Source organism: Desulfovibrio desulfuricans (assembly GCF_004801255.1).
Lineage (GTDB): Bacteria > Desulfobacterota > Desulfovibrionia > Desulfovibrionales > Desulfovibrionaceae > Desulfovibrio > Desulfovibrio desulfuricans_C.
Window position 1 is genome coordinate 946,303 of the sequence record NZ_CP036295.1, and the last position, 25,772, is coordinate 972,074.

The following is a 25,772-nucleotide window of genomic DNA, read 5'->3' on the forward strand; positions in this document are numbered from 1 at the left end:
CTGACTCCTTGCTGGGTTAAAGGTGTTGCTGCGCCTGACTCAGCGCGCGGCAATCCAGGGGTCTTCCGTAGGGCGGTCGCTGCGCTCCGAGGCGGCGGCGCTGCGGGCCGGGGGAAGGCTGTCGGCATAGAGCTGCTCCAGCTCGGCGGCCTTCTGACTGCTGCCCTTGAGCAGCGGCGCGGCGATGAGGGCCGCCAGTTTGCGCGAGAGCATGTGCGCAAACAGGTCGTCAAACAGGCGGCTGTTGCGCACATCCTCGGTGTACAGGGCGAGGGCGCGCGCCGCGTCGGTAAGCAGCAGCGAGCCGTCGCCAGCCGCGTTCTGGGCCAGGCAAAAGGGACGGGAGGCGATACCCTCGTGGCGCACCTCATGCACCTTGAGGCAGTCGTCGGGCAGGGCGTAGGCAAAGCGAAATTCCGGTGCGTAGCCGTCGGGCAGCGGCACAAGGGGCATCCAGGCCCGGCGCTGGGCAAAGCTCCAGGGAAAATCCCGCAGCACCTGCCGCCTGGCGGAATCCCAGTACAGGCGGCACTGCAGGGCTTCGGGCGTATTTTCCTGCTCGGAGGCAACGCTGCGCGTACCCAAAAAACCAAGCGCCCGGTTCCACACGCTTATCTGGCTGATGGTCATAACGAATCCTGTGCTGAAGTGGGATGACCGCAAACCTTCCGGGAGGCAGACCAGCCCGGAAGGTTTGCGAAGGCGCGAGAGCAGGCTACCGCCTGCGGAAGGCTAGCCTGCCATGATGGCGGGCTCGTAGGGCAGGTCTTCCTCACGGGTAAGGGCGGCAAAGATGCGCCCGGCGCTGACGGTTTTGCCCACTACCGGGGTAAGGGTAAATGAAAGCCGCAGCCAGCCGCGCCGCGCGCCCTGAGGCAAAAAGCGCAGGTAGGGGCGGGCGCCCAGGGCAAGGCCCGGAGCTTCAGCCGTGTTGGCGATGGTCACGCTGGCGTCGGCAACGGCGGTCCAGGGGCCGTCGGCGCTGTCGGACTGCTCCATGCTGATGGTCAGGCCCTGCGTCTCTGCGGGCAAGAATGCCTCGGTGACAGACAGGCGCAGGGGTATGGGTTCCATGCGGCCCGGAATTTTAAGGCCGGTGAGGGGCACAGGGTTGCCTGCGGCGTTGGCGGTAAGGGGGCCTTCAAAAAAAACGCTGTTGCGGTCAATGATGGACATGGTGGCTCCTTTGACTGACGTTTGGGTAAAAATTGGGGGCCGAAAGCGTGATGTTTTGCGGGGCAGAGGCTCTGGAAACCTCTGCCCCCGCTCATGACCCGTGCGCTACAGCACGGCCTCGCTGGAGAGAATGGCGTCGCACTGGCGCACAGGCCGGCCATGCAGCACGGGCACGGCCTTAGAGTCGAAAAATTCGCCGTACTGCAGCTGCACGTTGCCCGCGTCGGAATTCTGCAGCTCAAGGGCGGTGAGCACGTCGGCATTGGCGTACCACACGGCCTTTTGGCGCAAATGCTGGGGCATGAGGTTTTTGGCTTCGATGGTCAGCTTTTGCAGATCCACAAATCCGCTCTGCCCCTTGCGTTTGCCAAGCGCGGACACCGGCAGGTTGGCAATGCGCACGATGCCGCGCCAGTCGCGCACCGCAAGGCCGCAGCGCCAGTTGTACTTGTCGCCCACCACCTGATATTTGCGGCCATCCGGGTCCTGGGCCATGTAGGTTTTGAGGTCTTCGTGCGAGAGGCCGCCGTTGCTCTCCTTGGGGTAGATGCCGTGCACCGACTGCGCACCCCACGAAATAAGCCACAGCGAGGTGCAGCCGTCGGCGTCGCGCCCGCCAGCATCAAGCACGTTTTTGGCGTCTTGCGCCGGATAGCGCATGGAAAGACCGTTGAATTCGTCGGGGTTGATGTTGCTGTTGCCATAAAACAGCGTGGTGGCGACCTTCTGGCGCATGGCCTCGGCAAAGGCCACGCCCTCGCTCATGCGAAATACCTTGTCGCGGCTGCCGTAGAGGCGCAGCTCTTCCACGTCCAGCTCCATGATGGCCTCAAGGATGCCGCAGCCTTCCTTGACCTGGCTCCACTGCGACTTGGAGGGCGGCGTGCCCTGATAGAGCCTGCGCCAGTAAACTTCGGGCAGGCCTGTGCGGATGCGGGTGAGGTGGCCGTCGCTCTGGTTCGATTCCATCCAGAGCACATCGTCCATGATGTCGTTGGTCTTGTTCATCAGCTCGATGATCTGCCCGGCCTTGTCGCCGCGGTAGAACTGTTCCATTTCAGCCAGGGACACCACCAAACCCATGGAATTAGCCATAATACCCTCGTGTGTTAGTGCTTTTTGCAATGTGCGTCAGTGAAAGCCGCGTTGCGGCGGGTACTGCTCAGGCCCTGCCGTTGCGCGAGCTCCAGCCCGCGTACATGCGCTCCTCAAGCGGCGGCATGCCGCCGCCCGCCTGCCCCTGCACCAGCCCGTCCTCCATGAGGGCGTCGGCAAGGCGGTTGAAAAATCGCAGCACGTCGGGGTTGTTGCCGTAGCCCGTCTGCTCCAGCAGCTGACCAATGCGTTTGCCCTCGTCAAAGCGGTCAAGGGCAAGCTGGGCGCGGGCAACAGTTGCGGGCAGGTTTGCGCCGCCCAGCTGCGGGTCTTCCGTGACCTCCTTGCGCCACTGGCCGAGCTGTTGTTGCCAGTGCTGCCGCTGGCTGGCCTCGTGCTCGCGCAGGCGCAGGGCAAAGGGGTCCTCCTGCGGGGGCTCCTGGCCGGGGGTTGCCTCGCCTTGGGGCGGGGTCTGCTGCGCTGGTGCGGGTGCGGAAGCGTTGCTGGCGCTGTTGTCCGCCGTTTCATGTTGCGTGTCGCCCGCCGGGGCAGTGTCGCCCTGGGGCATGGCAAGGTCAGAAGGTGCTGAGATCATGTGCGTCGTTCTCCTTGGTTTGCAGCAGTAAGGGGAGGTGGCCGGGGTTGGCCTGTTGCAGCAGCCGCATAAGGCGCATGCCCACCATGCGGCGGCCCTCGGTATAAAAAAGTCGGGCGCTTTCCGCCTGCTGGGGCGCGTCGCCCACATCCTCGGCGTAAAAGTTGCGGCACAGATGCAGCAGCCAGCGCAGCAGCAGACGGCCCTGAGGCGTGTCCATAAGCCCGTCCACCGCCATGCGCATGGCGCGGTCGAGGGCGACGGCCTGACTGGCTGGCTTTGAGGGATTTTTCGCCTGTTCGTATGGGGCAAAAACGTCCATCAGGGGGGCATCCATCAGCAGCTCCTTTTGGGCTGGAGCTCATGCCCGGCCCCCGGTGCGGGGGGGGTAGCCAAAGCATTTTTTCTGAAGGCTGGCGGTTCAGGCCGCGCCTGCTGCGCAGGGGCATCCTTAGTGGCATCATGCGCGGCAGAGCCCGGCCATGCGCGGCGCAGCAGCCGCGCAAGAGCGTCAAGCACGCTGCCCTGGCTGCCATCGGGGCCGGTCAGCGTGCTTTGTGAAAGCTCGCGCACCATGCCCACGCCTTTTTCCACAGCCTGGGTTACTGCCTGCGCCTGCGCGGCCTCGGCCCGGGCGTTACGCAGCTGCGCGCGTTCCTCCGCCGAGCGCGTGAGGCTCACGGGCAGGCCAAGGCTTTCGGCATAATTGTCCAGCAGGTGATCGACGTTGAGGGTGTCCAGGGCTTCCGGCCAGGCAGCCGAAGCCCTGAGTGTAAGGGCCAGGTACTGATCCGCCGCGCTGATGCCCACGAGCTTTTGCGCCTGGGCCAGCAGCGACACAAACTCCACCCTCAGGCGACGGCCAGCCAGTTCCGGCGGGCAGGGGGGCAGCATGTCGAGGTCGCGCATGCACTCAAAGGTGCGGTCCATCAGCGGGATAAACAGCTCGTCGTGCAGGCGTTCCAGCACCGGCCCCACAAGAATGAGTTTTTCTTCTTCCCTGGCGGCTATTTCGCTGGCGGTAACGCCGCTGCGCCCGTCCAGAATGAGCTTGAACAGATCGTTGTAGAGCCCCTTGCGTATTTGGTCCTGCACCGATTCCATGGCCTTGCGGGCTGTGGCCAGATCGGGGTTGATCTGCAGCAGGGGCGTGGCCGCCTGGGGGCTTTGCCCCGGTGCGCTGTCCACATAGTTGACGCCGCCGGGCGTCAGGTCGAGACCCACGGAGCGCAAGCCTGCCGCCACGCTCATGGGCGGGTCCACGGACTTGTGGATGGCCTTGAGCGTTGTGACGCCCATCTGCTGCAGCATGCGGCAGTCGGGCAGGGAGTCCATGGCGGGCGAGCGCCCGTACACGTCGTTGCCCGCCACGTCCCAGCGCGGCCCAAAACCGGGAAACGACCGAAAACCCGAAACCCGCAGAGCCTGACGGTTGCCGTCGCGCCCTTCCAGCCAGTAGACCGAGGCCACGGGCATGCGGGCCGGGTCTTGCTGCGATAGGCGCTCAATTTCGCGCGGGTATACCGCCTGGATGACGTTGCGCCTTTCTTCGGGATTACGCCGCGCCGCCTCCCTCAGGGTGTCGGGCATGGCCTCGGGGCCGAATGCCTGGGTGATCTGGCGCAGGGTCATGGCGCTACGGCGAAAAACCGTATCCACCCTGCGCGCGGCGTCGCAGTCGAGGGCGTATTCACCGGCGCACAGAGGGATAAATCGAAATCCATGCACGGGGTCGGCCAGTTCAAAAACAAAGGCGGTGCCAAAGGTGCCCAGCTCTCCGTACAGGGTGTGCATGGCGTTGTAGAAGTTGGAACGCTGAAAAACCGAGCGCATGCGCGTGGCGACTTCGTCGAGCCATGCCTGACCCGCACGGCTGCGGGCAAGCTCCACATCATCAAGGCTCAGGCGAAACCACGGGCGCGCGGGGCTGGTCAGCCCGCCCTGCAGGCCAGCCGCCAGAGTGCGCATGGCCAGAATGCCCGTGGCGTCCACAAGCCCCCGGTTGAGCATGGGGCCTTCTTCCGTCGCATCCGTCTGCGGGTTGAGCCGGCAGCGGGTGGGCAAAAAATGGTCCGCCAGACTTTGCCATGCTGCGTCCCATGGGGCGCGGCGCTGCAGCAGGGCATCGTGACGGCGCGACAACGCCTGCACGTCCTCTGGGTTTTGGTCTGCTGTCCGGGCGTCCGGCTTTGCCGCAATATCGGGCGAGTCGGTCATATTACTGCCCCAGCAGGGTTTTGGTGGTGGCGTCTCCACGGCTGAGCGGGCTTGTGTACACCGAGCCGTTGATGCCTGCGGCCTTGGCGGCCTTGTCCTTCTGGTTTTGACGCGCCGCCGAGGCGGCCTCGGTTACGGGTTTTTCCACTTCCGGTTTGGGCACGGGCGCAACTGCGGGCACGTCGGGCGTGCCGCCTCCTCCAAATCCCATGATAGGCTCCTTGCGGCTAAGGTTGTTGAAGATCACAGTCGTCGGCTGCTGTCAGATATTGCGGCGTGCAGAGCACCAGCATGCCGTCGACCCACGACCTTTTGCGGGCGTGCAGACATGCTCCGGGCAAGCGCCCCAGCAGGCGAAAACCGCAGCTTTCGGCCAGACGCCACGCGTGGCGGTTGGGGGCGGGGCACAGACCCATGACGGCAGAGCAGTCAAGGTGCTCAAAGGCCCAGCCCAGAACTCCGCGAGCCATGGGGACAGCCAGACCCGCCGTCTGGCGGAAGGTCGTGAAGTCAAATTCCCACACCCGCCCGCGCCGGGGGCTGAACATGGCGCAGGCCAGCAGGTGCGCTGGATCTGCAGGGGTTGCGGCGGTCTGCCCCCTGACAGTGGCGTAACAACCCGCCAGTACGCCGCGCGTGGGTGCGGTAATGTCCTGCCATTGAGCAAGCGAGGGGCTGGCCAGGGAACTCATGGCGCAGGCTGTGAGCCCCTCGGCCTGCATGCGGAGAAACACCGCGTCGCGGGCGGGTTGATCCGCAATGGGCGCGTAGCAAAAGCGCATCAGTTGCCTCCAAAAAAATCATAATTGGTGCGGGCGCGGCGAGCGCCGGGGGCTACCTCCTGCTGCGGGCGAAAACCAGTGACGGCATAGCGCAGGGCGTCCGCCGCGTGGCTGGCCCAGTCGTGCAGAGGGCCAGAACCCGCCTGCTCGCCCTGGGCCGCGCCAGCCCGCCAGCGGCGCCGGTAAGCACGCAGGGCCTTGAGCCCCCGGGCGCAGGCCGCCGCATCAAACCAGAATCGCGGCAACTGCCTGCGCAGGGCGTCTATGCCGTCGGCCAGCGACAGTGCCGGAGCCATGGTAAAACGGATGCCCAGCCGGGCGGCGCTCTCCCACCTGCTCTGGCCCGTACCCAGCTCGCGCACGCGGATGTCGTGCGGGGCAATGTGCGTGCCGTACACAAATCCCCGTCCGGCAAGGCCGCCCTCCGCAGTCAGCTGCGTCCCGGCCCCATCCGCCGGGCGGGCCTTGGCGGCCAGCACCTGCGCATAGTGGGACAGGCCCTCGCCCGAAGCCTCGTAATAGTCTATGATGCGCCAGCAGCCCGAAGGCTCGACCTGAAAAAACCAGATGGCCGTGGCGTCATCCATGCCCAGATCCCAGGCGGTGTGCACGGGCAGCTCCGGCGTGCAGGGCAGAGGGCGGATGCGCCCCTCGCGCTCCGCAGCATCGAGCAGGGGAGCGTAGTAGGCCCCGCGCACGGCTGCGGCAAACGAGCACTCGAATTCCTGCAGGTATTCGGCTTCATCCATGCCCCGGCGGGCAGCCGCCAGCTCGCTTGCGGGCAGGTAGCCCGTTTCGGAAGCGGGAAAGCGAAACCGCGACCACAGTCCTTCGGTATCCGCGCCAGCCTGCTGCCACACGTCGTAGAGCAGGTTGTCCGTGCCCTGGGGCGTGCCGCAAAACAGCGCCCGGCCCTGACGGTCGGCCAGCATGGGGCGCAGCACCTGCGTCCAGACCTGCCGGGGCATATCTGCCGGTTCGTCCAGCACCAGATCGTCCAGATACAGACCGCGCAGGGCCTGTGCGTTTTCCGTGCCCAGCAGGCGGATGCGTCCGCCTGTGGGCAGCACGCAGGCGAGCTCGCTTTCGAGAAATCGCGTGCCTGGCACGGCCCCGGCAAAGCGTTTGCAGTAATCCCATGCCACAGCCTTGGCCTGCCCCAGAAAGGGCGCGGCATAGGCAGCGCGCCAGTCGTCCCGGCCCACGCGTAAAGCCTGGCGCACAAGGTCATTGATCGCGGCCACGGTTTTGCCAAAGCGCCTGTGGCAGAGCAGCACGCAAAAGCGTGAACGCTCCTCGTGAAAGCGCCATTGCAGCGGCCGGGGGCTGTAGGGGATGACGTGCGGTTCTGGCTGGGACATGGAATAGCACCCTTATAACGTTGCAGGTAAAACTGGCTGCGCGGGCTGGTTGTGTCGCGTGTTGGCGCCGTCTGGCTGGTTGTTGGCCGCGTGGCTGGCGGTGCGTTTTGTTGTTTGCCCGGCTTTGCGCCCGGCGGTGCGTTTTGTTGTTTGCCCGGCTTTGCGCCCGGCCTTTTGCGATGCGTGGGGCAGTCTGCCGGACGCGGCGCAGGGCGGCCCGCCCCACACGACCACCATGCGGGGCTCGGCTTCGGTTGGTTCGTCGTCGCGCAGCGAGCGCAATATCGCGTGCAATTCTTTAATTTCTTTAACAATATCTATGCTTTTTTCTGCAATGTCGGCGGCGCTGAGCGTGCGGGTAAGCAGATCGAGCCGTTGCTCCAGGCTGTCCAGCAGGGGCATGTTGCGCGCGGCCGCTCTGCGTTTGACGGAGGGCATCAGTTGCAGCCTCCCGTTGCATCCACGCCCGCACGGCAGCCGTACTGCACGCCTACCTGGGGGGTATGGTTCTGGCGGTCTTCGTGTCGGTCAAAGGTGTGCTCGAGGCGTTCGAGCAGGCGATCGAGACCCGAAATGCGGGCGTTGAGGGCCTGCATTTCGCCGCGCAGGGCCGCCAGCTCGTTTTGCAGGCCAGCCATGTCGGCAGTGCCGGGGGCGAGGCGCAGGTGTTGCTCAAGCGCGTCGAGCCTGCGGGCTGAGGCGGCCTCGCGCCGGGCGTCGCGCTGCACGTGCAGCGAATAGTCGTCGGCGCGCACAAAGGCCCGCCTCAGGCTCCACAGCGCCCAGGCAAACAGCCCCTGCACGAGCAGCACAAGCAGGCTTGCCCCGGTGGAAGAAAAAATGTCCATGGTCAGCTAACCTCCAAACCAGTCGGGTGCGGTCAAAGGGCGGTCTGGGGGCGGCTAGAATCCCAGTCCCAGCATACCCAGCAGCAGGGTCATGATCTGGTTGAGGGCCGAGGGCGGCAGGTGGTCGCCCCATGCCGGAAATAACAGGGGAACAATGATGAGCCGGCCAGCAACCTCCCAGCCAAAGAGCAGGGTGAGCATCCAGCCCAGAAACGAACGCCACAAGCGCAGCAGGCTGGCGGGCCCGCCGCTGACCTCCGCCTCGTTGATGCGGCTCTGGGCTTCATTTTGCTGGCTGCGGTCGGGCAGCATTTTGCCCACAACGCCGGAGATGCCGCCAATGAGAGTGCCGAGCAGGGACCACATGCTAGTTGGCCTCCCGTTCGAGGTCGGCGAGATACTGGGCCAGGGCCTTGACCCGGTTGCGCCAGCCATCAAGAAAAACCTTCAGCGAGGGACGCCTTGCGGCCAGGTCGCGGTAAAAGGCGTCGCGCAGGCGCAGTATCTGCCGGGCGGCAAACCAGTGCAGATTGGCCGATTCAAGGGCTTCGGCCAGCTCCGTCGTGCGGCTGCCCGCGATGCCGTCCTCGGCAATGGGGGTGTAGTGGTCAAGCTGGGCTTCGCCCACGGCGTTCATGCCCCGCTGCATCTGGCGGACAGCCCTCCCTGGCCCCATGTTTACCGCGCCGTCGTACAGCGTGACGGCCAGGGGCAGGGGCAGGGCCGCGCAACCCAGGGCATCCCAGAAATGCCTTTTGAACAGGGCGGCGGCCTGAGCCCGCGTGCAGGCCCGGATGTCGTCGGCGTCCACATCGCCGTCCATGTCCAGATCAAGGCCGCAATAGGCGCAGCTCGCGGTGCGGGCGTTGGAGCAGTCGTCGCAGGTTTTATGCTGGCGCAGGCATTCCTGGCGGGCCTGTCGGGCAAGATCCTGCACCCAGCGCAGCGAGACCCCATAGTTGGTCAAGCCGCCCGGATCAGCCGGATGGTCGGTCAGTCCGCCTTCCCACTGGGCGGTGAATGCATGGGCTGTTTCAAACATGTTTGTCATGACGCTCTCCTTGCTTTGTTGGCAGCCACAGCGGCGGCGTGTGCACAACATGCCAAAAAGCGGGCCGCGCGTAAGACTGAAACGTTTCAGCAGGGCAAAAGCCTTGCCTGGAGCCGGTTTGAGCGCAAAAACGCGCGTAATTGCGCAGGTGGGCGCAAAAAAAGCCAGCAAATTTGCTGGCTTAAAATTTTTGTCGGGGATGCGTGCGCCTGATTTGCGTCAGTGGCTGGCGTCGGGCCTGTCCGTTGCGGGCCGGGCGGAGTCGCCAAGCTTCATGAGCAACCGAGTCTGCGGTGGAACGGAGTTTTCCTTTTTCAAAATCTGCCAAACGCGGCGGTCAGATATGCCGTGCCGGCGGGCCAGACTGGACACTGCCGCCGTGCTGCTCGCGCCCCGCCGGGTGCTGCGCGAAAAATCCCTGGTGATGTCGCGTTGGCGAAGGCGGTTCATCAACGCCGAACAGCGCGGCACGTACAGGCTGGTGCCGCCAAAAACCGCCATAAGCTTGCGCAGGCACGCAACCCCCAGTTTTTTGCGTAGCGAGTGCCCTTTGTCCTTGGGCAGGCTGCGCGGCACACGGATGCTCTGACCGCCAAAGCCTTGCAACACCAGCCAGAACTGGTGCAGGTCATTGAGCGCCGTCCATATCTGGCGGGCATTGTCCGGCAGGTGCTTGATGAGGCAGCGCCACTGTCGTTCGTCATCGTTTCTGCTCAGGGCGTCGCCCCAGGCGCTGTCCTTCTTGCATCGTTTGCACCCCCTGCCTGCTGCGGCAGGGGGTGTTTTATCCATTTGAACCGCTTCCGCCGGTATATGCTCCGGCGCGTCGGCTTCAATCCGCCTATTGGTCATAGCGCGTCTCCACAATAGGGCAGGTGCGCGCCAGGATGAGATATGCGGGTAATACCGGCGGTGCGGGCGGGGTTTGCGAGCGGGGAGGGGCCTGCGCTGGGGCTTCCTGCTCTCTCTGGCTGGCCAGCAGACGCAGGTGGTCGATTACAAGGCGCAAAACCGGTTGCTGGAATGCACACACGCCTGAGTGTAAGGAATCCAGCACAGCGCTCAGGTTTTGGATATCGTCATAAAATGCGGACATGCTATGCTCCAAAAATAGAAAATTAAATTACCGGGCCGTAAAATAGAAAAATCATTATTTTGGTAGATAGTCAAGGAAAAGTTTTAATAATAAGAAAAGTTTTAACATGCTTATTTAATTTAATAAATATGATAAATATGTGGCAAATTTAGCGAAGTGTTAATACATATTAAAAAGTTTTCTTTGTGCTTTAAGGAAAACTTGAATTTAATTGAAAACAAATATAGGTATGCATAAACGGAAGCGCCAATTTATGAAATAAACGTTTGGAGCGGGATTGGATACTGCTGTTTGACCGGTCTTTGAAGCAATAAAAAAACAAGGGATAATCATGAAGACAGCGCAAGCGCCCCTGATATCGGCATTCGGCGCACGTATGCGTCAGCGCAGGGAAAACCTGGGTTTGCACAAGCAGGTTCTTGCAGAGGCGGTGGGGCTGAGTTTGACGACCATCCAGCAGTACGAGAATGGGCAGCTGCCCAAGGGCAGCCATGCGGTGCGCCTGGCCGACGCCCTTGACTGCTCGCTTGACTGGTTGCTGGCAGGGCGCGGAGATTGCGGCGGCGGCATCGTGGATACGGCCGAAGCGCGGCTCATGATGGTGCCCATGGCCGAGGCCCGCCTGTCAGCGGGTACGGGCAGCTTTGAAACGGGCGGGGACGTGTTGCGGCATTACGCCTTCAGGTGGGATTTTTTGCGGCGCAAGGGCAACCCGGCGCAAATGGTGCTGCTGCGTGTTGCGGGCGACAGCATGCGGCCACGCATTGTAAACAACGACGTGGTGCTCATAGACCAGAGCCAGCGTGAGCCCATACCCGGCAGAATTTACGCCGTGGGCGTGGAAGACATGGTGTATCTCAAGGTGCTGGACGCCATGCCCGGCAAGCTCATTCTTACCAGCATCAACCCCGATTTTGCACCCATTGAGGCAGATACCAGCGACCAGCTGGCGGGCATGGTGCGTATTATCGGCAGGGCTGTGTGGGTGGGCAGAGAGCTTGATTGAGTCGCGTTTGCCCGTGTCTGCTCGCGTCGCGCGCGGTTGGGGCAAACGGCTCAGTGTGTGTGGCTGCGCAGCAGGCGTGACGCAGGCTGCTCAGCTCTTGGGGGCAACGCCCGGCGCCGCAATTTTGTCCATATCGTGCTCGCTGGCAAGGTTGCGGTTCCATGCGCGGATGGCTGCACCCTGCGATACAGACCACTGTTGCGATGTTTGCCCGCAAGAGCAGACAACGCGCCACACTTCCTGTTTGCGGCCAGGGGGAAGCAGGGATTCCAGATGAACATTGGTTCCGCCGCAGACAAGGCAGGGGCGGATTGTGTGTGGATCAAGCTCTTTCATATATGGCAGCATAGCAGCTTTGCCCAGGCACCACAAGGACCGCCTCCGTGCTGGTGCAGACAGCGCTGGAATATGGAAAAAAATAAATCTCGGCGGCAGAACAATTCTTAACGCTTCGTTGACGCGATAATTTGCACTGTAAGGCCGCACGCGACATGTGGCGCTGTGCAATTTTTTTACGTACCTTTTTGGAGGAACTATGCGTTATCTGCTTATCATGCTCGTGTCCCTGATGCTTGCCGCCCCTGTCTATGCCGCCGGAACCACCGACGCTACCGCCGCGCCCGCCGCCCACAAGACCAAGCACGTGACAAAAGCCGCCCCTGTGGATACGGTAGCCAAAGCTTTGGCCGCTGCCAACAAAACCCCTGTGTCCGTGACCGGTACCATTGTGGAACCCATGCAGGGCAAGAAAAACGGCTACATCTTTGACGACGGCACAGGCCGCATGACCGTGGTTTTGGGCAAAAAGGCCGCCGCTGCCGCTCACCTCGAAGCGCAGAGCAAGGTTCACCTGACCGGCGTTATGGTCGTCAAGGCCGGCAAAGAAGGCGTGATGGCTGTGCGTAAGGCTGAAATGCAGCAGTAGCCAGCTTCTATTGCAACAGATTGCGATGGTTTCCGATGTCCGCAGGCTGCGCCACAGTGCGCGGACATCGGAAATCTTTTTGCCCTGTCACCTTCAACTACCTGTCCTGTCTCTGCCACAGAATATTTCTATCCACCCGGCGGCGCAGCCCGGCCTTTCGGAGAACAGTATGCAAACAGTGCGGCCCGCCCTTTGTTCCATGCTTTTGTGCCTGGTGTTCAGCCTTGTGTTTTTGAATTGGCAAACCGCGTGCGCGGCAGGGTTTGAAGGGCCTGGGGTTGCGGCCACAGTAACCCGGGCCGTTGACGTGCTTGGCGCGCAGGACGACGCCCCCTGCGAGCTTGAGGGGCATCTGGTGGAAAAGCTGCCCCGCCGCAAGCACCGCTACCTGTTTGAAGACCACAGCGGGCAGGTTGTGGTTGAAATAGACAACAAGGTTTTTGAGCATCTCACCATCACCCCCAAGGACAAGGTTCGCCTGCTGGGCCATGTGGACTGGAACCGCAAGCGCCTCAACGAGGTTGAGGTGGATTCGCTCTCCATTATCGGCCCCATTACCGCCAAGGATATGCCGGAGGTCGCCCCCGCCCCCCAAAAGTCCGGCCCGGCGAGGCGCTGACATGCCCATTGCCATTTTGCTTGTGGAGGACAACGAGGACATCCTCGCCAATCTCTACGCGTTTCTTGAGCCGCTGGGCTATGAACTCGACTGCGCCCGCAATGGCAAAACCGGCCTGTCCATGGCGCTTGAGCAGCATTTTGACTGCATCGTGCTTGACGTGATGCTGCCCGGTCTTGACGGTATAAACCTGTGCCGCGCCCTGCGCGAAAAGCATCAGCGCCACACGCCAGTCATCATGCTGACCGCAAGGGATGCCGTGGCCGACAGGGTGCAGGGTCTCGAAGCCGGGGCGGACGACTACCTCGTCAAACCCTTTGCCCTCAAGGAACTCGAAGCCAGAATACGCGCGCTGTTGCGCCGGGGGCGCATGTCGGCCGCCAATGCCGCCGATGGCGGCGCAGTGTGGACCTACGCGGATATGACATTCAATGCGAGCGAGCACTGGGCCGAGCGTCAGGGCCGCCGTCTGCGCCTGAGCCCCACGGGTTTTCGCATCCTTGACGAGCTGGTGCGCGTTGCGCCGGGGCTTGTGCGGCGAGAAGATCTCGAGCACAGTCTGTGGGGCGACGACCCGCCCGAAGGCAGCGCCCTGCGCACGCACATCCACGAGCTGCGGCGCGAGCTGGATAAACCCTTTGCCTTGCCCCTGCTGCACACAGTGCCGCATGTCGGCTACCGGCTGAGCACCGACCCCGGAGAAACCGACTGATGCGCAGGCCTCCCACCCCTCGCGTTTACGCTGCAGACGGCTGTGCCGCCTCTCCCCGCCGCAGGACGAGCATTCGTCGCCGCCTGCTGGCGGCTTTTGTGTTTTTGGCCCTGCTCATGAGCGCGGCCCTGGGGATAGTGGGGCGGCTGTCGTTTGATTCGCTGGGAACCTACCTGGTGGGCTGGCACGCCAGACCGGTGATGGAAGCCTTTATCGAGGCGGAAAAGCGCGCCTGGGAGGCTGAAGACAACGGCGGAGGCAATCTGTACTACGGCGAAGACCTCGCGGTGGTCATGCATTGGCGTTTTCTTGTAGGCAAGCAGGTGCCGCAAGAGTGGCGGGATATGCCCGACGGGCTGCATTTCATCAACCACATGGAAGAATTTATTCTTATCGAGCGCAGGGACGACGTCATCTATGTGCTCAACGGCGGCACCGGCGCGTTTTTGGCGCTGAAAAAACGTCTCAACCGCATTTTGTTGCTCTGCGCCGTCAGCGGGCTTGGGCTGGCCGTGATATTGGCTGCGGTCATGAGCCGCCGCCTGACAGGGCCGCTGAGCAGGCTCACGACGGCGGTAGAGGGGCGCTCCACCGCGTACCTGCAGGCCGGTGCGCAGGAGTCTGGCGCGAGTGCGCAGCCCATCCCCCTGACGGGGCTGGACGATGAGGTTGGCGTGCTGGCGCGGGCCATCGCCGCGCGCGAGGAGGCCCTGCAACGCTTTGTACAGCGCGAAAGCAACTTTACCGGTGATGTGAGCCACGAGTTGCGCACGCCGCTTACGGTCATGCAGGGCGGCCTGGAAATTCTGGAGCTGCAGCTGCAACGCCTGCCTCAGGGGGAGAGTCTGTCGCCCGTGGTGCAGCGTCTTTTACGTACCACAGGTCGCATGACCAATACCGTGCGCACCCTGCTGATGCTGGCCCGCCGTCCGGAAGAAATCGAATTTCATGAGCTTGACTGCAGTGCCCTCCTATGGGGCATAGTAGCTGAAATGGCGGGTGATGCCGTGTTGCGTCTGGCAGGCCAGCCTGGCCGGAGCGGATCTGACGGCAGCGCCGCCGCTTGCCCGGCCAAAGGGGCGGCGACAGCCGCTTGCAGCGCTGCGAGTCTTAACCGTACCGCGAGCCTGCCGGGTGACGGCGCGGTCGGTCATCCGCCGTTCAGCGGGCCGGAACAGCGCCCGCCCGTGGTGCTGCAGGCGGATATAGCCTCAGGCGTGCTGGTGCGCGGGCAAAAAGAGCTTGCGGGCATCGTGTTTAACAATCTGCTGGACAACGCCTGCCAGTACACGGAAAATGGGTGCGCCACAGTGGCTCTCACTCCGGGCGAACTGTGCGTGCGCAACAGCGGGCGCATCCCGTCCGGCGTGGATATTTTTGCCAGGGGCGTGCGTTGCGCGCCCAAGGCTGGCAGTGGTGCGGGCCTCGGGCTTTCACTTGCGCTCAGGGCATGCGAGCGGCTTGGATGGCAGCTTGATCTTGTCTCTGACCCGGCAGGCGGCGAAGCTGTGTTTCGCGTAACATTTACTCCTCTATCGCAGGGAGTTGACATATAATGTCCGACTTGCAACTTGGGCGGGGCATTGTTTCTGCCCCCGGCTTTTTTTCCGGCAAGCGCCGTTTTTTACTGCCCCTGCTGCTTGTGCTCGCGGCCCTGCTGTGCTGGCGGCTGTTTTTTGCCGGCGGCCCGGCCCGCAAGGGCATGAACATGGACATGCCGCCGGTGCGCATTGCCCCCGCAATTGCCCAGAATGTACCGCATTTTCTTAACGGTCTGGGCACGGTGCTGCCCTCAAGCGACGTGCTTGTCACCAGCCGCGTGGACGGCCAGCTGCAGCGCCTGCATTTTCAGGAAGGGCAGAGAGTAAAGGCTGGCGATCTGCTGGCCGAGATCGACCCGCGCCCCTTCAAGGCCTCCCTTGATCAGGCGCGCGGCACGCTGGCCAAGGATCAGGCGCAGCTGGACAATGCCCGCAAGGATCTGGCGCGGTACGCCAAGCTTGCGCAGGGCGACTTTATCGCCGCCCAGCAGTTTGAAACGCAGCGTGCACTTGTGCGGCAGTACGAGGGCTCGGTCGAGGCCGACAAGGCAGCGGTCGACTCCGCCGCCCTGCAGCTGAGCTACAGCCGCATTACCGCGCCCACGTCGGGGCGTCTGGGGCTGCGCAATGTGGACGAGGGCAACATGATCAAGGCTTCGGACACGTCAGGTCTTGTGCGCATCACCGAGGTAAGCCCCTGCGACGTGGTTTTTACGCTGCCTGAAAGTCAGGTTCCGCTGGTGGTGCAGGCCTTGCGCGCCCACGAGGACGATGTGGATCGCCAGCCTTTGCCCGTTCAGGCCTGGGACCGCGAACAGAAAACCCAGCTGGGAGTGGGCGGGTTGCTCTCGCTGGACAACCAGATTGACCTCTCTACCGGCACGGTAAAGCTCAAGGCGCGTTTTCCCAACAGGGATGGGGCCTTGTATCCCAACCAGTTTGTCAACGCCCGTCTGCAGGTGCGCGTGCTCCAGAATGCCGTGACGGTGCCCACGTCTGCCGTGCAGCTGGGCACGCGCGGGGCTTACGTGTACGTGGTCGCCAAAAACGACAAGGGGCAGGACGCCGTAACCGTGCGTCCCATTACCCCCGGCATTGCCACCGATGCACTGACAGTTGCGACCAAGGGCATTGAGCCGGGCGAGCTTGTGGTGGTCGACGGGCTTGACCGTCTGCGCGACGGCATTGCCGTTAAAGTCGCCGCCACAACAGAAACTCCCAAAGCCCAGCTTGCGGAATAACCGCCGGGGCACGCCGGGTTTCCTGTTTCTACCACCCCTTCCTGCAGGGGGAGCACCCGTTATATGAATCTTTCGCGCATATTTATTCTACGCCCCATAGCCACCTCTCTGCTCATGGTGGCGCTGTTTCTCTCCGGCCTGCTGGGGTATCGCTACCTGCCCGTGGCGGCCCTGCCGCAGATAGACTACCCGACCATTCAGGTGCAGACGCTGTATCCCGGCGGGTCGCCCGATGTGATGGCCTCGGTGATAACCGCCCCCCTTGAGCGGCAGTTTGGCATCATGCCCGGTCTGGTGCAGATGAGCTCCCTGTCCTCAGCCGGAGCCTCTGTGGTGACGTTGCAGTTTGACCTTGCCATTGCGCTGGACGTGGCCGAGCAGGAAGTGCAGGCGGCCATCAATGCCGCCAACAACCTGCTGCCGAGCGACCTGCCCTCGCCGCCCGTTTACAACAAGGTAAACCCGGCCGACCCGCCGGTCATTACCCTTGCCGTCACCAGCGATGCCATGCCGCTTACCCGGCTGGAAGACCTGGTTGATACGCGCATGGCCCAAAAAATTTCGCAGGTGCCCGGCGTGGGGCTGGTGACGCTTTCCGGCGGGCAGCGCCCGGCTGTGAGGGTGCAGGTCAACCCCAAGGCCCTGGCCAATGCGGGGCTTACCCTGGCCGACGTGCGCACGGCCATTGCCAAGGCCAACGTCAACGACGCCAAGGGGAGCTTTGACGGCCCGGAGCGGGCCAGCACCATTGACTCCAACGATCAGTTGACCTCCGCCGACGCCTATGCCGACGCCATCATCGGGTATCGGGATGGCGGCCCCCTGCGTCTGCGCGATGTGGCCGAGGTGGTCGAAGGGGCGGAAAACGCCCGCCTTGCCGCTTATGTGGCGGGCGAGGGCACGCCGTTTCGCCCGGCAATCGTGCTGTCGGTGCAGCGCCAGCCCGGTGCAAACGTTATCGGCGTGGCGGACAGGGTGCTGCAGCTTTTGCCCGTGCTCAAGCAGACGCTGCCCGGCAATGTGGACGTGCGCGTTGTTACCGACCGTACCACCACCATCCGCGCCACGGTTCACGATGTGCAGCTTGAGCTGCTGCTGGCCGTGGGGCTGGTGATCTGGGTCATCTGGCTGTTTTTGCGCAACGCCAGGGCCACGGTCATCCCCGCGCTGGCGGTTCCCCTTTCGCTGGTGGGCACGCTCGGGGTCATGCATCTGGCCGGGTATTCGCTGAACAACCTTACGCTCATGGCTCTGGTTATCGCCACAGGCTTTGTGGTGGACGACGCCATTGTGGTTATCGAAAACATCTCGCGGTACCTCGAGCAGGGGCAAAAACCCGTGCAGGCGGCCCTGACGGGCGCAGGGCAGATCGGATTTACCATTATTTCGCTGACCATTTCACTGGTAGCCGTGCTTATTCCCCTGCTTTTCATGGGAGACGTGGTGGGGCGGCTTTTCCGCGAGTTTGCGGTAACGCTGGCCGTGACCATCCTTATCTCTGCAGTAATTTCGCTCACGCTCACGCCCATGCTCTGCGCGGTTATGCTGCGCCCCGGGCAACATGCGCAGCAACAGGAAAGCGGCCGTTTTTTTACCCGCCTGCTGGCCTGGTATGAGGAAAAGCTCGACTGGGTGCTGCGCCACCAGAGTATTACCCTTGCGGTGGCAGTGGGTACGCTGGTTTTGACGGTTTTGCTGTATGCAGGCGTGCCCAAGGGATTTTTCCCCGTTCAGGATACGGGCGTCATCCAGGGCATGGCCGAAGCGCCGCAGGATACGTCGTTTGAGGCCATGGCAGGGCGGCAGCGTCAGCTGGCCGAGGTCATACTGCAAGATCCCGCTGTTGAGGGCGTGGTGTTTTTTGTGGGCGTGGACGGCATCAACCAGAGCATGGGAACCTCGCGCCTCTCCATTGAGCTGAAGCCGCTGGAAGACCGCGACGCCCGCGCTCCGGTCATTGCCCGCCGCATCATGGAAAAGGCCGTTGCCCTGCCGGGCATGACCCTGTATCTGCAGCCCGTGCAGGACCTGACCATTGAAGACCGCATTTCGCGTACCCAGTACCAGTTTACGGTTGAAGCCCTGGACAGGGACCAGCTGGATGCGTGGATTCCGCGTATTGTAAACGCCCTGGCGCAACGGCCAGAGCTTGAGATGGTGACCAGCGACTACCAGAGCCCTGGACGCATGGCCTGGCTCAACATCAACCGAGATGCCGCAGGCCGTCTTGGCATAAGCATGTCCACCATTGACAACGCCCTGTATGATGCTCTGGGCCAGCGGCTTATTTCAACCATCTTTACGCAGACCAACCAGTACAAGGTCGTGCTCGAAACGGCGCCCCGCTTCCGCCTCGGGCCGCAGTCGATGGAAAACATCTACGTGGCCGGCGGCGACGGCAAACCCGTGCCGCTCACAAGCCTGGCCACGCTTGAGGAGCGCCCCGTGCGCCTTTCCATCGCGCGTCAGGGGCAGTTTCCCGTGGCGACCATCTCCTTCAACGTGGCCAACGGCTCGTCGCTGGGCGCGGCGGTCAAGGCGCTCAACGCTACAGAGGCCGAGCTCAGCCTGCCTGCAGCCCTGCGCACCCAGTTGCAGGGCGCGGCCAAGGCCTTTGCCACCTCGACCGACAACCAGATATGGCTTATCCTGGCCGCCGTCATCACCATGTATATTGTGCTGGGAGTGCTGTACGAAAGCTACGTGCACCCGGTGACCATCCTTTCCACCCTGCCGTCGGCCGGGGTAGGGGCGCTGCTCGCGCTTATCGTGGCCGACATGGATCTGGGCGTGGTGGGCATAATCGGTATTATTCTGCTCATCGGCATTGTCAAAAAAAATGCCATCATGATGATAGATTTTGCCCTGGATGCGGAACGCAGCGAGGGCAAGGAACCGCTGGCGGCCATACGACAGGCCTGTCTGCTGCGCCTGCGGCCCATACTCATGACCACCATGGCGGCCCTGCTTGGCGCGTTGCCCCTCATGCTCGGCTGGGGCATGGGCGCGGAGCTGCGGCGGCCGCTGGGCGTCACAATGGTGGGCGGGCTTATTTTCAGCCAGGCTCTTACGCTGTTTACGACTCCGGTCATCTACCTGTGGTTTGACCGCGTCGGCAGGCGGTTCCGGGGCGGCAAGGCGCAAAGCTCCGGGGCCGGGCAGGAGCACTCCCACGGGGAAGAAAGCGGCCTGAAAGTGCCTGGCCGGGAGACTCGGCCATGAACACAGATCGGGACGCCGCCAAAACTTCCGCTGCCCGCGGTGCTGAACAGGGCACGCAGGATCAGGCCAGCTCCACTGGCAGGGGACGTCCGTCGCTGACCAACAAGCTCAAGGCCCTGCGTGAATCTGGCCGCCAGCACCGCTTCGGGCCGGAGGTCTTGCCCGTCAGCCTCTCCGCCCCGTTTATACGGCGGCCTGTGGCAACGGCCCTGCTGACCTTTGCCATTGCCCTTGCTGGCATTGTGGCCTTTGGGCTGCTGCCCGTAGCCCCTTTGCCGCAGGTGGACTTTCCCGTGGTGGTGGTGCGGGCCAAGCTGCCCGGCGCGGGCCCGGAAACCATGGCCGCCACTGTGGCCACGCCGCTGGAGCGCTCGCTGGGGCGCATTGCCGGCGTTACGGAAATGACCTCAACCAGTTCCCTTTCGAGTACCGAAATAGTTTTGCAGTTTGACCTTGACCGCAACATCGACGGCGCGGCCCGGGACGTGCAGTCGTCCATCAATGCGGCGCGCTCCAACCTGCCCACCATGCCCGCCAACCCCACCTACCGCAAGGTTAACCCGGCGGGCGCGCCCATCATGATTCTGGCCATTTCCTCGGATGTGCTCACCCGCACCCAGCTGTACGACGCGGCATCCACCGTGCTGGCGCAAAAAATTTCGCAGCTGCCGGGCGTGGGCGAGGTTATTGTGGGCGGCGGCGCGCTGCCCGCCGTGCGGGTGGACGTTATACCCGACGCCCTCAACAGGGCGGGCCTGACCATGAGCGACGTGCGCGCGGCCCTTGCTGCGGCCAATGCCTTTATGCCCAAGGGGCAGGTGGACAACGGCGGAACATTTTGGCTTGTCGGCGCGAGCGACCAGCTGCGCAAGTCTGGAGACTACAAATCGCTTATTGTTGCCCGCAGGGCGGATAAAACCATACGCCTTTCGGATGTGGCCAATGTGATCGACGGACCGGAAGATGTCCGCGCCATGGCTGTTTCGGACGGTAAACCCTCGGTGCTGCTTATTGTGTTTCGTTCGCCGGGGGCCAACATCATCGAGACAGTCGACCAGGTAAAGGAAATGCTGCCGCAGCTGCGCTCGTGGCTGCCCGAAAGCGCCGACCTGGGGCAACGCCTGGACCGCTCGCTGACCATCCGGGCCTCGTTGCGCGAGGTCGAAAAAAGCCTCGCGCTTTCCATGGCGCTGGTGGTTCTGGTGACCTTTCTGTTTTTGCGCAACGGCAGGGCCACGGCCATACCGGCGGTGGCCGCGCCCGTGTCGCTGCTGGCTACGTTTGGCGTCATGTATTTGTGCGGCTACAGCCTGGACAACCTTTCGCTCATGGCCCTGACCGTTTCCACCGGCTTTGTGGTGGACGACGCCATTGTGGTGCTCGAAAACATCGTACGGCGTCTCGAATCGGGCGAAAGCCCCATGCGGGCGGCCCTGCGCGGCGCGCGCGAGGTGGGCTTTACCGTCGTATCCATTTCCATTTCGCTGGTGGCGGTGTTTACGCCCATCCTCTTTATGGGCGGGCTTGTGGGGCGTTTGTTCCGCGAATTTTCCGTGGTGCTCACCACTGCGGTGCTGGTCTCCATGGTAGTGTCGCTGACTACAACGCCCATGATGTGCGCCATGTTGTTGCGCCCCATGGCGCACGGAGACGCCGCGGCAGCGCAGGCGGCCAAACTTGGCGCGGGTGGGCTTGCGGGTTTGTGGTGGCGGCTGCTGGCCCGTGTGGGAGATTTTTGGGGCCGTCTGCTGTCGGGCATGCAAAGTGGCTATGCGGCAACCCTGCCCGTGGTGCTGCGTCATCCGCGCCTGACCATCTGCTCGTTGCTGCTGGTCATTGCCGCCAACGTGTGGATGTTCGTTGTTGTGCCAAAGGGGTTTTTTCCGCAGCAGGACACGGGCGTCATCATGGGGGGCATACGTACCGACCAGAGCGCATCGTTTCAGGCCATGCAGCAAAAACTGCGCAAGCTTATCGATGTTATCAAGGCAGACCCCGCCGTGCAGCATGTCTCGGGCAATATCAACAGCGGGCGCGGGGGTGGCGGTGGGGTTTTTATCGCTCTGAAGCCTCTGGCGGAGCGCAAGCTTGACGCCATGGGCGTTATTGCCCGTTTGCGCGGCAAACTGGTGGCAGAGCCGGGCATGCAGATTTTTTTGCAGCCGGCTCAGGACATCATGATGGGCGGGCGCGGCTCTCGCTCGCAATACCAGTACACCCTGCAGGCCGACAATCTGGAAGATCTGCGCCAGTGGGGCCGCAAACTGCAAAGGGCCGTGGCCGCCAACCACCTGTTCAAGGATGTGGACAGCGATATTGAGGAGCGCGGGCTTGAGACCATGGTCAAGGTCGACCGCGATGCCCTGGCCCGTTACGGCCTGACCATAAAGGATGTGGATGCCGCGCTGGGCAGCGCCTTTGGGCAAAGCCAGGCCTCGACCATATATCAGGATAAAAATCAGTACCATGTGGTGCTGGAGTATGGGCCGGACTGGCTGAACGGCGCTGACGCCCTTGGCAAGGTGCGCCTGCCGGGCAAGGAAGGTCTTGTGCCCCTGCTCAGCGTGGCCACCATTGTGCCTGCGTTTGCCCCCCTCTCTGTGGCGCACCAGGGGCAGTTTGCCGCTGTGACCATATCTTTCAATCTGGCGCAAGGGGTCTCGCTTTCCCAGGCGCAGGCCGCGCTGGCGGCCATAAAGGCGGAGCTGGGCATGCCGTCCACAGTAGTAAGCGGCTTTCAGGGTACGGCCAAGATGTTCAGCGACACGGCGGGCAACCAGATTGTGCTTGTGCTGGCCGCGCTGGCCGCGCTGTATATTGTGCTGGGCATGCTGTACGAAAGCCTCATCCATCCGCTGACCATCCTTTCAACCCTGCCTTCGGCGGGCGGGGGAGCCTTGCTGGCCCTGATGGTCTGCGGCATGGAGTTTAGCGTAATTGCGCTTATCGGCGTGCTGCTTTTGTGCGGCATTGTCAAAAAAAACGCGATCATGATGATAGATTTTGCCCTCGAGGCGGCGCGCACCCGCAACCTGCCCCCCGACAGGGCCATTTATGAAGCCTGCCTGCTGCGCTTCAGGCCCATCATGATGACCACCGCCGCAGCCATACTTGGCGCAGTGCCTCTGGCCATGGGGCACGGAGACGGCGCGGAAATACGCCAGCCTCTGGGCGTGACCATTGTGGGGGGGCTGTTGGTAAGCCAGGTGTTGACGTTGTACACGACCCCGGTGGTTTACCTGTGTCTCGACCGGCTGAGCCGCCGCTTTAATCAGTGGCGCAAAAATCGCCGGACGTTGCGACAGCAGGGCGACAATAGCTTAGCGGAGCTGTAAGTTTTTTCGCTCCCCCATTGCTCTTTGTCCATAATTAGTAAAGGATACAGACATTCCCCCCATTTGACGATTTACGAGGAATGCCATGTATCATCACACGTTGCGGATACTGCTGTGCTGTTCTGATGCATCGCTTGAGTCCTCGCTGCGCGACTCTGCGCCGCACCCCGGTTTTACCCATGCCATAACCGCTGCTGGCGCAAATGATCTGGCGTCGCTGCCGGCGCTGGCCGAGGCCGACATTGTGCTGCTGGACGCTCCGGCTCTGGAACAGTTGCCTGCCATGCGCAGCGCTGCACGGGCAGATGCGCTGTTTGTCTGCGTGGACGCGGGCGCGGCAGGGCTGGAAGAGCGGCATCTTTGCCTGCTCGACGAGGTATGGGCCGGGAGCCGCAGCGCCGCCCTCTGCTCCTTTTATGTGTCGCGGCTGCTGGATAGGGTGCGTCGGCAAAAGGACCACGACCTTGCCGCCCTGCAACTCAATACAGCCATTGATCTCACCACTGATCTTGTGTGGTTCAAAGACGTCGAGGGCGTGCACGTCAAAGTCAATCAGGCCTTTTGCCGCCTTGTGGGCAAAAGCCGCGAGGTGATAGAAGGGCGGGGGCATTATTTTATCTGGGATCTGGAGCCGGAGGAATACGCGCAGGGCGAATTCGTATGCCTTGAGACGGACGAAATCGTCATGAATTCGCGTGAGATAGGGGTATTTGACGAGGTTGTCAAAACCCCGCAGGGCATGCGGCAGTTCAAGACACGCAAGGCTCCGTTGTTCAACGACGAAGGCGGCATTATAGGCACAGTGGGCATTGCCCATGATGTGACCGATATCGCCAACGTGACGGCAGAACTGGATCTGGTGCTGCAAAGCATACCCTACGCGGTGATAATTCTCGACGCCGACAGGCGTATCGTCAATTTTAACGAGCGGTTCAGAAAGCTTTTTGGCATCGGGCCATCAGACTATATTATTGGCGAACCTCGCCAGGTGCTTCGTCAAAGGGCCATTGAGCGTCTCGGCTTTGTCCGCAGCGGCAAGCATGTCAAAATGCGTTCTGCCGTGGATGGGCATGAAAAGTACATTGACATGTACGAGAATGAAATATTTGATATTTTTAACAATGTGATCGGCATGATCTGCATCTACCGGGACGTGACCCGGCAGCGGCAGGTTGAAAGACGCCTCAGGCAGCGGGCCGACACGGATGATCTTACGGGGCTTTTCAACCGGCACTACTTTTTTAAAAATATCCCTGTCACCCTGCCTGTGGGCGCTGGGCTTGCCTATATTGACCTCGACAATTTCAAGTACGTCAACGACAAGTTCGGCCATTACACTGGCGACAAGGCCCTGGCGCTGACGGCCCAGATTTTGCGCAAGCATCTGCGCAATGCGGTCATTGCGCGTCTGGGAGGGGATGAGTTTGCGGCCTTTTTCCCCAACGGCTGTACGGAGGAGCTTCTGCGCAGCCGGGCAGGTGATCTGCTGGCGGCCATGGTTGGAGCCTATGAGGGGCACGAGGCTTTTCGGGGCTTGTCGGCCAGCATCGGCATCACCCTGGTGCAGCAGCCGGGCCTCTCGCGCGAAGACCTGGTCAGGCGCGGCGATGTGGCCATGTACGAGGCAAAGCGCTTTGGCAAGAGACGTTACTGTTTTTACTCTGCAAATCACGAATAGCGCGGCGGGTGCGCCCCATGCGGCGTGCACCCGCCGTGGGTTACAGGGGTTTGATGATGCGTGTTCCACCGTTTGAGCTTGAAGTGTTTTTTGGCCGGTACGAATTTTCCACGCCGTATCTGCTTGCCCAGTCCGACTGCGAGGCCGTGAGCATTGACGCACTGCTGCAGCTTGAGCCCGATCCCGAAGCGGCCCGGAGGGATTTTTTAAACACCAGCCTCGGATATGGCGAAAACAACGGCAGGCCCGACCTGCGCCGCGCCGTGGCCGACCTGTATTCAGACATGAGTCAGGAAAATGTGGTGCTGTTCACCGGCGCTCAGGAGGGCATATTTGCCTGCATGAACACCCTGCTCGAGCCGGGCGATCATGTTGTCTGCATGTTTCCGGCTTACCAGTCGCTGTATGAGGTGGCCCGCAGCCTGGGCTGCCGGGTGGACATGTGGCATCTGCGGCAGACGCCGCAAGGCTGGCAGGCGGACATGGACGAGCTGGCTGCTCTCGTGCGGCCAGACACCAAGGCCATTGTGCTCAACACGCCGCACAACCCCACGGGTTTTACCCTCAACAGCGAACAGACCGGGGCCTTGTGCGCGCTGGCCCGCAAATGCGGCGCGTGGATTTTTTGCGACGAGGTATACCGAGGCCTGGGCTGGAATGCGCAGGCGCAAGCCCCCGGCCAGAGCGCGGCTGCAGGGCAAGACCGGGCCGTCCATGCCCCGTGGATTGCCGATGCCTACGAGAAAGGTATTTCTCTCGGGGTGCTCAGCAAGGCCTATGGTCTGCCTGGCCTGCGTGTGGGCTGGCTGGCCTGCCGCGATGCGGCGGTGATGGAGGGCATCGCCCGCTACAAAAATTACCTGAGCATCTGCGGTGCAACACCCTCGGAGGCGCTGGCCCTTGTTGCCCTGCGGCACGGGCCAGCATTGCTGAAAAAAAATCGTCAGATCATTGCCGAAAACCTGAAAACAGCGGACGCCTTTTTTGCCCGGCACGCCAACCTTTTTGTTTACAATCGCCCCATGGCGGGGCCTATTGGTTTTCCGCGTATACGTATTGGCGAACCTGCAAGCGGGTTTTGCGAAAGGCTGGCCCACGAGGCAGGGGTGCTGCTGTTGCCCGGCTCGGTCTACGGCATCAGCGAACCGTATTTTCGTATGGGCTTTGGCCGCAAGAGTTTTGCGGCACACCTTGCGCGGTTTGAACAATGGCTGGCAACGCAGGGCCTCGCGTAGGATGGCCCGCGCAGCCTCTGCAAACAGTGATCCCCGC

At 62.5% G+C, this 25,772-nt stretch carries 26 protein-coding genes; 10 read left to right on the forward strand and 16 right to left on the reverse strand.

Annotation, left to right across the window (positions count from 1 at the left end; all coding sequences use genetic code 11):
* Window positions 1–39: 39 nt before the first annotated feature.
* The 15 genes from DDIC_RS03880 to DDIC_RS03945 form a co-directional block, all read right to left on the reverse strand.
* Window positions 40–630: a hypothetical protein gene (locus DDIC_RS03880; protein WP_136399234.1), complete on the reverse strand. Its 591-nt coding sequence runs from the start codon at window positions 628–630 to the stop codon at window positions 40–42.
* A gap of 102 nt (window positions 631–732) precedes the next feature.
* The gene (locus DDIC_RS03885) at window positions 733–1,176 is read right to left on the reverse strand and encodes a hypothetical protein (RefSeq protein WP_136399235.1); all 444 of its coding nucleotides are present in this window, start codon (window positions 1,174–1,176) and stop codon (window positions 733–735) included.
* Between the two features lie 105 nt (window positions 1,177–1,281).
* The gene (locus DDIC_RS03890) at window positions 1,282–2,271 is read right to left on the reverse strand and encodes a major capsid protein (RefSeq protein WP_136399236.1); all 990 of its coding nucleotides are present in this window, start codon (window positions 2,269–2,271) and stop codon (window positions 1,282–1,284) included.
* A 67-nt stretch (window positions 2,272–2,338) separates the two neighbouring features.
* Complete coding sequence (locus DDIC_RS13860; protein ID WP_211088893.1) at window positions 2,339–2,866, reverse strand: hypothetical protein; 528 nt, start codon at window positions 2,864–2,866, stop codon at window positions 2,339–2,341.
* The gene (locus DDIC_RS03900) at window positions 2,847–3,203 is read right to left on the reverse strand and encodes a hypothetical protein (RefSeq protein WP_136399237.1); all 357 of its coding nucleotides are present in this window, start codon (window positions 3,201–3,203) and stop codon (window positions 2,847–2,849) included. The genes DDIC_RS13860 and DDIC_RS03900 overlap by 20 nt, the downstream gene beginning before the upstream one ends.
* Window positions 3,203–5,083, reverse strand: coding sequence for a portal protein (locus tag DDIC_RS03905; protein WP_136399238.1), 1,881 nt, complete (start codon window positions 5,081–5,083; stop codon window positions 3,203–3,205). The genes DDIC_RS03900 and DDIC_RS03905 overlap by 1 nt, the downstream gene beginning before the upstream one ends.
* A gap of 1 nt (window position 5,084) precedes the next feature.
* Window positions 5,085–5,294 (reverse strand): hypothetical protein, encoded by a 210-nt coding sequence (locus DDIC_RS13935; protein WP_247647548.1) that lies wholly within the window; start codon window positions 5,292–5,294, stop codon window positions 5,085–5,087.
* Window positions 5,295–5,310: 16 nt separating this feature from the next.
* Window positions 5,311–5,865, reverse strand: coding sequence for a GNAT family N-acetyltransferase (locus DDIC_RS03910; RefSeq protein ID WP_247647549.1), 555 nt, complete (start codon window positions 5,863–5,865; stop codon window positions 5,311–5,313).
* Window positions 5,865–7,226: a terminase large subunit domain-containing protein gene (locus tag DDIC_RS03915; RefSeq protein ID WP_136399239.1), complete on the reverse strand. Its 1,362-nt coding sequence runs from the start codon at window positions 7,224–7,226 to the stop codon at window positions 5,865–5,867. The genes DDIC_RS03910 and DDIC_RS03915 overlap by 1 nt, the downstream gene beginning before the upstream one ends.
* Before the next feature lie 12 nt (window positions 7,227–7,238).
* The gene (locus DDIC_RS03920) at window positions 7,239–7,664 is read right to left on the reverse strand and encodes a hypothetical protein (RefSeq protein WP_136399240.1); all 426 of its coding nucleotides are present in this window, start codon (window positions 7,662–7,664) and stop codon (window positions 7,239–7,241) included.
* Window positions 7,664–8,074 (reverse strand): DUF2730 family protein, encoded by a 411-nt coding sequence (locus tag DDIC_RS03925; RefSeq protein ID WP_136399241.1) that lies wholly within the window; start codon window positions 8,072–8,074, stop codon window positions 7,664–7,666. Before DDIC_RS03925 ends, DDIC_RS03920 begins: the two co-directional genes overlap by 1 nt.
* Before the next feature lie 54 nt (window positions 8,075–8,128).
* Window positions 8,129–8,440: a hypothetical protein gene (locus tag DDIC_RS03930; RefSeq protein WP_168732460.1), complete on the reverse strand. Its 312-nt coding sequence runs from the start codon at window positions 8,438–8,440 to the stop codon at window positions 8,129–8,131.
* A gap of 1 nt (window position 8,441) precedes the next feature.
* Window positions 8,442–9,125, reverse strand: a complete 684-nt coding sequence (locus tag DDIC_RS03935; RefSeq protein ID WP_136399243.1) for a glycoside hydrolase family 108 protein — start codon at window positions 9,123–9,125, stop codon at window positions 8,442–8,444.
* A gap of 219 nt (window positions 9,126–9,344) precedes the next feature.
* On the reverse strand, window positions 9,345–9,977 hold the full coding sequence (locus DDIC_RS03940; RefSeq protein WP_136399244.1) for a Mor transcription activator family protein: 633 nt from the start codon (window positions 9,975–9,977) through the stop codon (window positions 9,345–9,347).
* The gene (locus DDIC_RS03945; RefSeq protein WP_136399245.1) at window positions 9,967–10,221 is read right to left on the reverse strand and encodes a hypothetical protein; all 255 of its coding nucleotides are present in this window, start codon (window positions 10,219–10,221) and stop codon (window positions 9,967–9,969) included. Before DDIC_RS03945 ends, DDIC_RS03940 begins: the two co-directional genes overlap by 11 nt.
* A 331-nt stretch (window positions 10,222–10,552) precedes the next feature.
* On the opposite strand from DDIC_RS03945, the gene DDIC_RS03950 reads away from it, so the two are divergent.
* The gene (locus tag DDIC_RS03950) at window positions 10,553–11,227 is read left to right on the forward strand and encodes an XRE family transcriptional regulator (protein WP_136399246.1); all 675 of its coding nucleotides are present in this window, start codon (window positions 10,553–10,555) and stop codon (window positions 11,225–11,227) included.
* 90 nt (window positions 11,228–11,317) lie between these two features.
* Here the strand turns inward: DDIC_RS03950 and DDIC_RS03955 are convergent, their stop codons facing one another.
* Window positions 11,318–11,575 (reverse strand): Lar family restriction alleviation protein, encoded by a 258-nt coding sequence (locus tag DDIC_RS03955; RefSeq protein WP_247647550.1) that lies wholly within the window; start codon window positions 11,573–11,575, stop codon window positions 11,318–11,320.
* Window positions 11,576–11,762: 187 nt separating this feature from the next.
* Between DDIC_RS03955 and DDIC_RS03960 the strand changes: the two genes are divergently transcribed.
* From DDIC_RS03960 to DDIC_RS04000, 9 genes are all read left to right on the forward strand, one after another.
* Entirely contained in the window at window positions 11,763–12,152 is a 390-nt protein-coding gene (locus tag DDIC_RS03960; RefSeq protein WP_136399247.1) for a NirD/YgiW/YdeI family stress tolerance protein, read from the forward strand.
* 169 nt (window positions 12,153–12,321) lie between these two features.
* Window positions 12,322–12,771 carry a YgiW/YdeI family stress tolerance OB fold protein gene (locus DDIC_RS03965; RefSeq protein ID WP_247647551.1) on the forward strand — a complete coding sequence of 150 codons (450 nt, stop codon included), beginning with the start codon at window positions 12,322–12,324 and terminating at the stop codon, window positions 12,769–12,771.
* Between the two features lies 1 nt (window position 12,772).
* Window positions 12,773–13,483: a response regulator transcription factor gene (locus DDIC_RS03970; protein WP_136399248.1), complete on the forward strand. Its 711-nt coding sequence runs from the start codon at window positions 12,773–12,775 to the stop codon at window positions 13,481–13,483.
* A complete protein-coding gene (locus tag DDIC_RS03975) occupies window positions 13,483–15,039 on the forward strand; it encodes a sensor histidine kinase (protein ID WP_136399249.1) in 1,557 nt (518 codons plus the stop codon). The genes DDIC_RS03970 and DDIC_RS03975 overlap by 1 nt, the downstream gene beginning before the upstream one ends.
* Window positions 15,039–16,265, forward strand: a complete 1,227-nt coding sequence (locus DDIC_RS03980; RefSeq protein ID WP_136399250.1) for an MdtA/MuxA family multidrug efflux RND transporter periplasmic adaptor subunit — start codon at window positions 15,039–15,041, stop codon at window positions 16,263–16,265. The genes DDIC_RS03975 and DDIC_RS03980 overlap by 1 nt, the downstream gene beginning before the upstream one ends.
* A gap of 63 nt (window positions 16,266–16,328) precedes the next feature.
* Window positions 16,329–19,487, forward strand: coding sequence for an MdtB/MuxB family multidrug efflux RND transporter permease subunit (locus tag DDIC_RS03985; RefSeq protein WP_136399251.1), 3,159 nt, complete (start codon window positions 16,329–16,331; stop codon window positions 19,485–19,487).
* The gene (locus DDIC_RS03990) at window positions 19,484–22,822 is read left to right on the forward strand and encodes an efflux RND transporter permease subunit (RefSeq protein ID WP_136399252.1); all 3,339 of its coding nucleotides are present in this window, start codon (window positions 19,484–19,486) and stop codon (window positions 22,820–22,822) included. Before DDIC_RS03985 ends, DDIC_RS03990 begins: the two co-directional genes overlap by 4 nt.
* An 85-nt stretch (window positions 22,823–22,907) precedes the next feature.
* Window positions 22,908–24,500: a diguanylate cyclase gene (locus tag DDIC_RS03995; protein WP_136399253.1), complete on the forward strand. Its 1,593-nt coding sequence runs from the start codon at window positions 22,908–22,910 to the stop codon at window positions 24,498–24,500.
* A 53-nt stretch (window positions 24,501–24,553) separates the two neighbouring features.
* Complete coding sequence (locus DDIC_RS04000) at window positions 24,554–25,735, forward strand: aminotransferase class I/II-fold pyridoxal phosphate-dependent enzyme (protein ID WP_247647552.1); 1,182 nt, start codon at window positions 24,554–24,556, stop codon at window positions 25,733–25,735.
* Window positions 25,736–25,772: the final 37 nt, after the last annotated feature.

Excerpts from the sequence above, each read along its gene's own strand:
- DDIC_RS03880 (WP_136399234.1), bottom strand. The coding sequence starts at position 630 with ATGACCATCAGCCAGATAAGCGTGTGGAACCGGGCGCTTGGTTTTTTG.
- DDIC_RS03885 (WP_136399235.1), bottom strand. The coding sequence starts at position 1,176 with ATGTCCATCATTGACCGCAACAGCGTTTTTTTTGAAGGCCCCCTTACC.
- DDIC_RS03890 (WP_136399236.1), bottom strand. The coding sequence starts at position 2,271 with ATGGCTAATTCCATGGGTTTGGTGGTGTCCCTGGCTGAAATGGAACAG.
- DDIC_RS13860 (WP_211088893.1), bottom strand. The coding sequence starts at position 2,866 with ATGATCTCAGCACCTTCTGACCTTGCCATGCCCCAGGGCGACACTGCC.
- DDIC_RS03900 (WP_136399237.1), bottom strand. The coding sequence starts at position 3,203 with ATGGATGCCCCCCTGATGGACGTTTTTGCCCCATACGAACAGGCGAAA.
- DDIC_RS03905 (WP_136399238.1), bottom strand. The coding sequence starts at position 5,083 with ATGACCGACTCGCCCGATATTGCGGCAAAGCCGGACGCCCGGACAGCA.
- DDIC_RS13935 (WP_247647548.1), bottom strand. The coding sequence starts at position 5,294 with ATGGGATTTGGAGGAGGCGGCACGCCCGACGTGCCCGCAGTTGCGCCC.
- DDIC_RS03910 (WP_247647549.1), bottom strand. The coding sequence starts at position 5,865 with ATGCGCTTTTGCTACGCGCCCATTGCGGATCAACCCGCCCGCGACGCG.
- DDIC_RS03915 (WP_136399239.1), bottom strand. The coding sequence starts at position 7,226 with ATGTCCCAGCCAGAACCGCACGTCATCCCCTACAGCCCCCGGCCGCTG.
- DDIC_RS03920 (WP_136399240.1), bottom strand. The coding sequence starts at position 7,664 with ATGCCCTCCGTCAAACGCAGAGCGGCCGCGCGCAACATGCCCCTGCTG.
- DDIC_RS03925 (WP_136399241.1), bottom strand. The coding sequence starts at position 8,074 with ATGGACATTTTTTCTTCCACCGGGGCAAGCCTGCTTGTGCTGCTCGTG.
- DDIC_RS03930 (WP_168732460.1), bottom strand. The coding sequence starts at position 8,440 with ATGTGGTCCCTGCTCGGCACTCTCATTGGCGGCATCTCCGGCGTTGTG.
- DDIC_RS03935 (WP_136399243.1), bottom strand. The coding sequence starts at position 9,125 with ATGACAAACATGTTTGAAACAGCCCATGCATTCACCGCCCAGTGGGAA.
- DDIC_RS03940 (WP_136399244.1), bottom strand. The coding sequence starts at position 9,977 with ATGACCAATAGGCGGATTGAAGCCGACGCGCCGGAGCATATACCGGCG.
- DDIC_RS03945 (WP_136399245.1), bottom strand. The coding sequence starts at position 10,221 with ATGTCCGCATTTTATGACGATATCCAAAACCTGAGCGCTGTGCTGGAT.
- DDIC_RS03950 (WP_136399246.1), top strand. The coding sequence starts at position 10,553 with ATGAAGACAGCGCAAGCGCCCCTGATATCGGCATTCGGCGCACGTATG.
- DDIC_RS03955 (WP_247647550.1), bottom strand. The coding sequence starts at position 11,575 with ATGCTGCCATATATGAAAGAGCTTGATCCACACACAATCCGCCCCTGC.
- DDIC_RS03960 (WP_136399247.1), top strand. The coding sequence starts at position 11,763 with ATGCGTTATCTGCTTATCATGCTCGTGTCCCTGATGCTTGCCGCCCCT.
- DDIC_RS03965 (WP_247647551.1), top strand. The coding sequence starts at position 12,322 with ATGCAAACAGTGCGGCCCGCCCTTTGTTCCATGCTTTTGTGCCTGGTG.
- DDIC_RS03970 (WP_136399248.1), top strand. The coding sequence starts at position 12,773 with ATGCCCATTGCCATTTTGCTTGTGGAGGACAACGAGGACATCCTCGCC.
- DDIC_RS03975 (WP_136399249.1), top strand. The coding sequence starts at position 13,483 with ATGCGCAGGCCTCCCACCCCTCGCGTTTACGCTGCAGACGGCTGTGCC.
- DDIC_RS03980 (WP_136399250.1), top strand. The coding sequence starts at position 15,039 with ATGTCCGACTTGCAACTTGGGCGGGGCATTGTTTCTGCCCCCGGCTTT.
- DDIC_RS03985 (WP_136399251.1), top strand. The coding sequence starts at position 16,329 with ATGAATCTTTCGCGCATATTTATTCTACGCCCCATAGCCACCTCTCTG.
- DDIC_RS03990 (WP_136399252.1), top strand. The coding sequence starts at position 19,484 with ATGAACACAGATCGGGACGCCGCCAAAACTTCCGCTGCCCGCGGTGCT.
- DDIC_RS03995 (WP_136399253.1), top strand. The coding sequence starts at position 22,908 with ATGTATCATCACACGTTGCGGATACTGCTGTGCTGTTCTGATGCATCG.
- DDIC_RS04000 (WP_247647552.1), top strand. The coding sequence starts at position 24,554 with ATGATGCGTGTTCCACCGTTTGAGCTTGAAGTGTTTTTTGGCCGGTAC.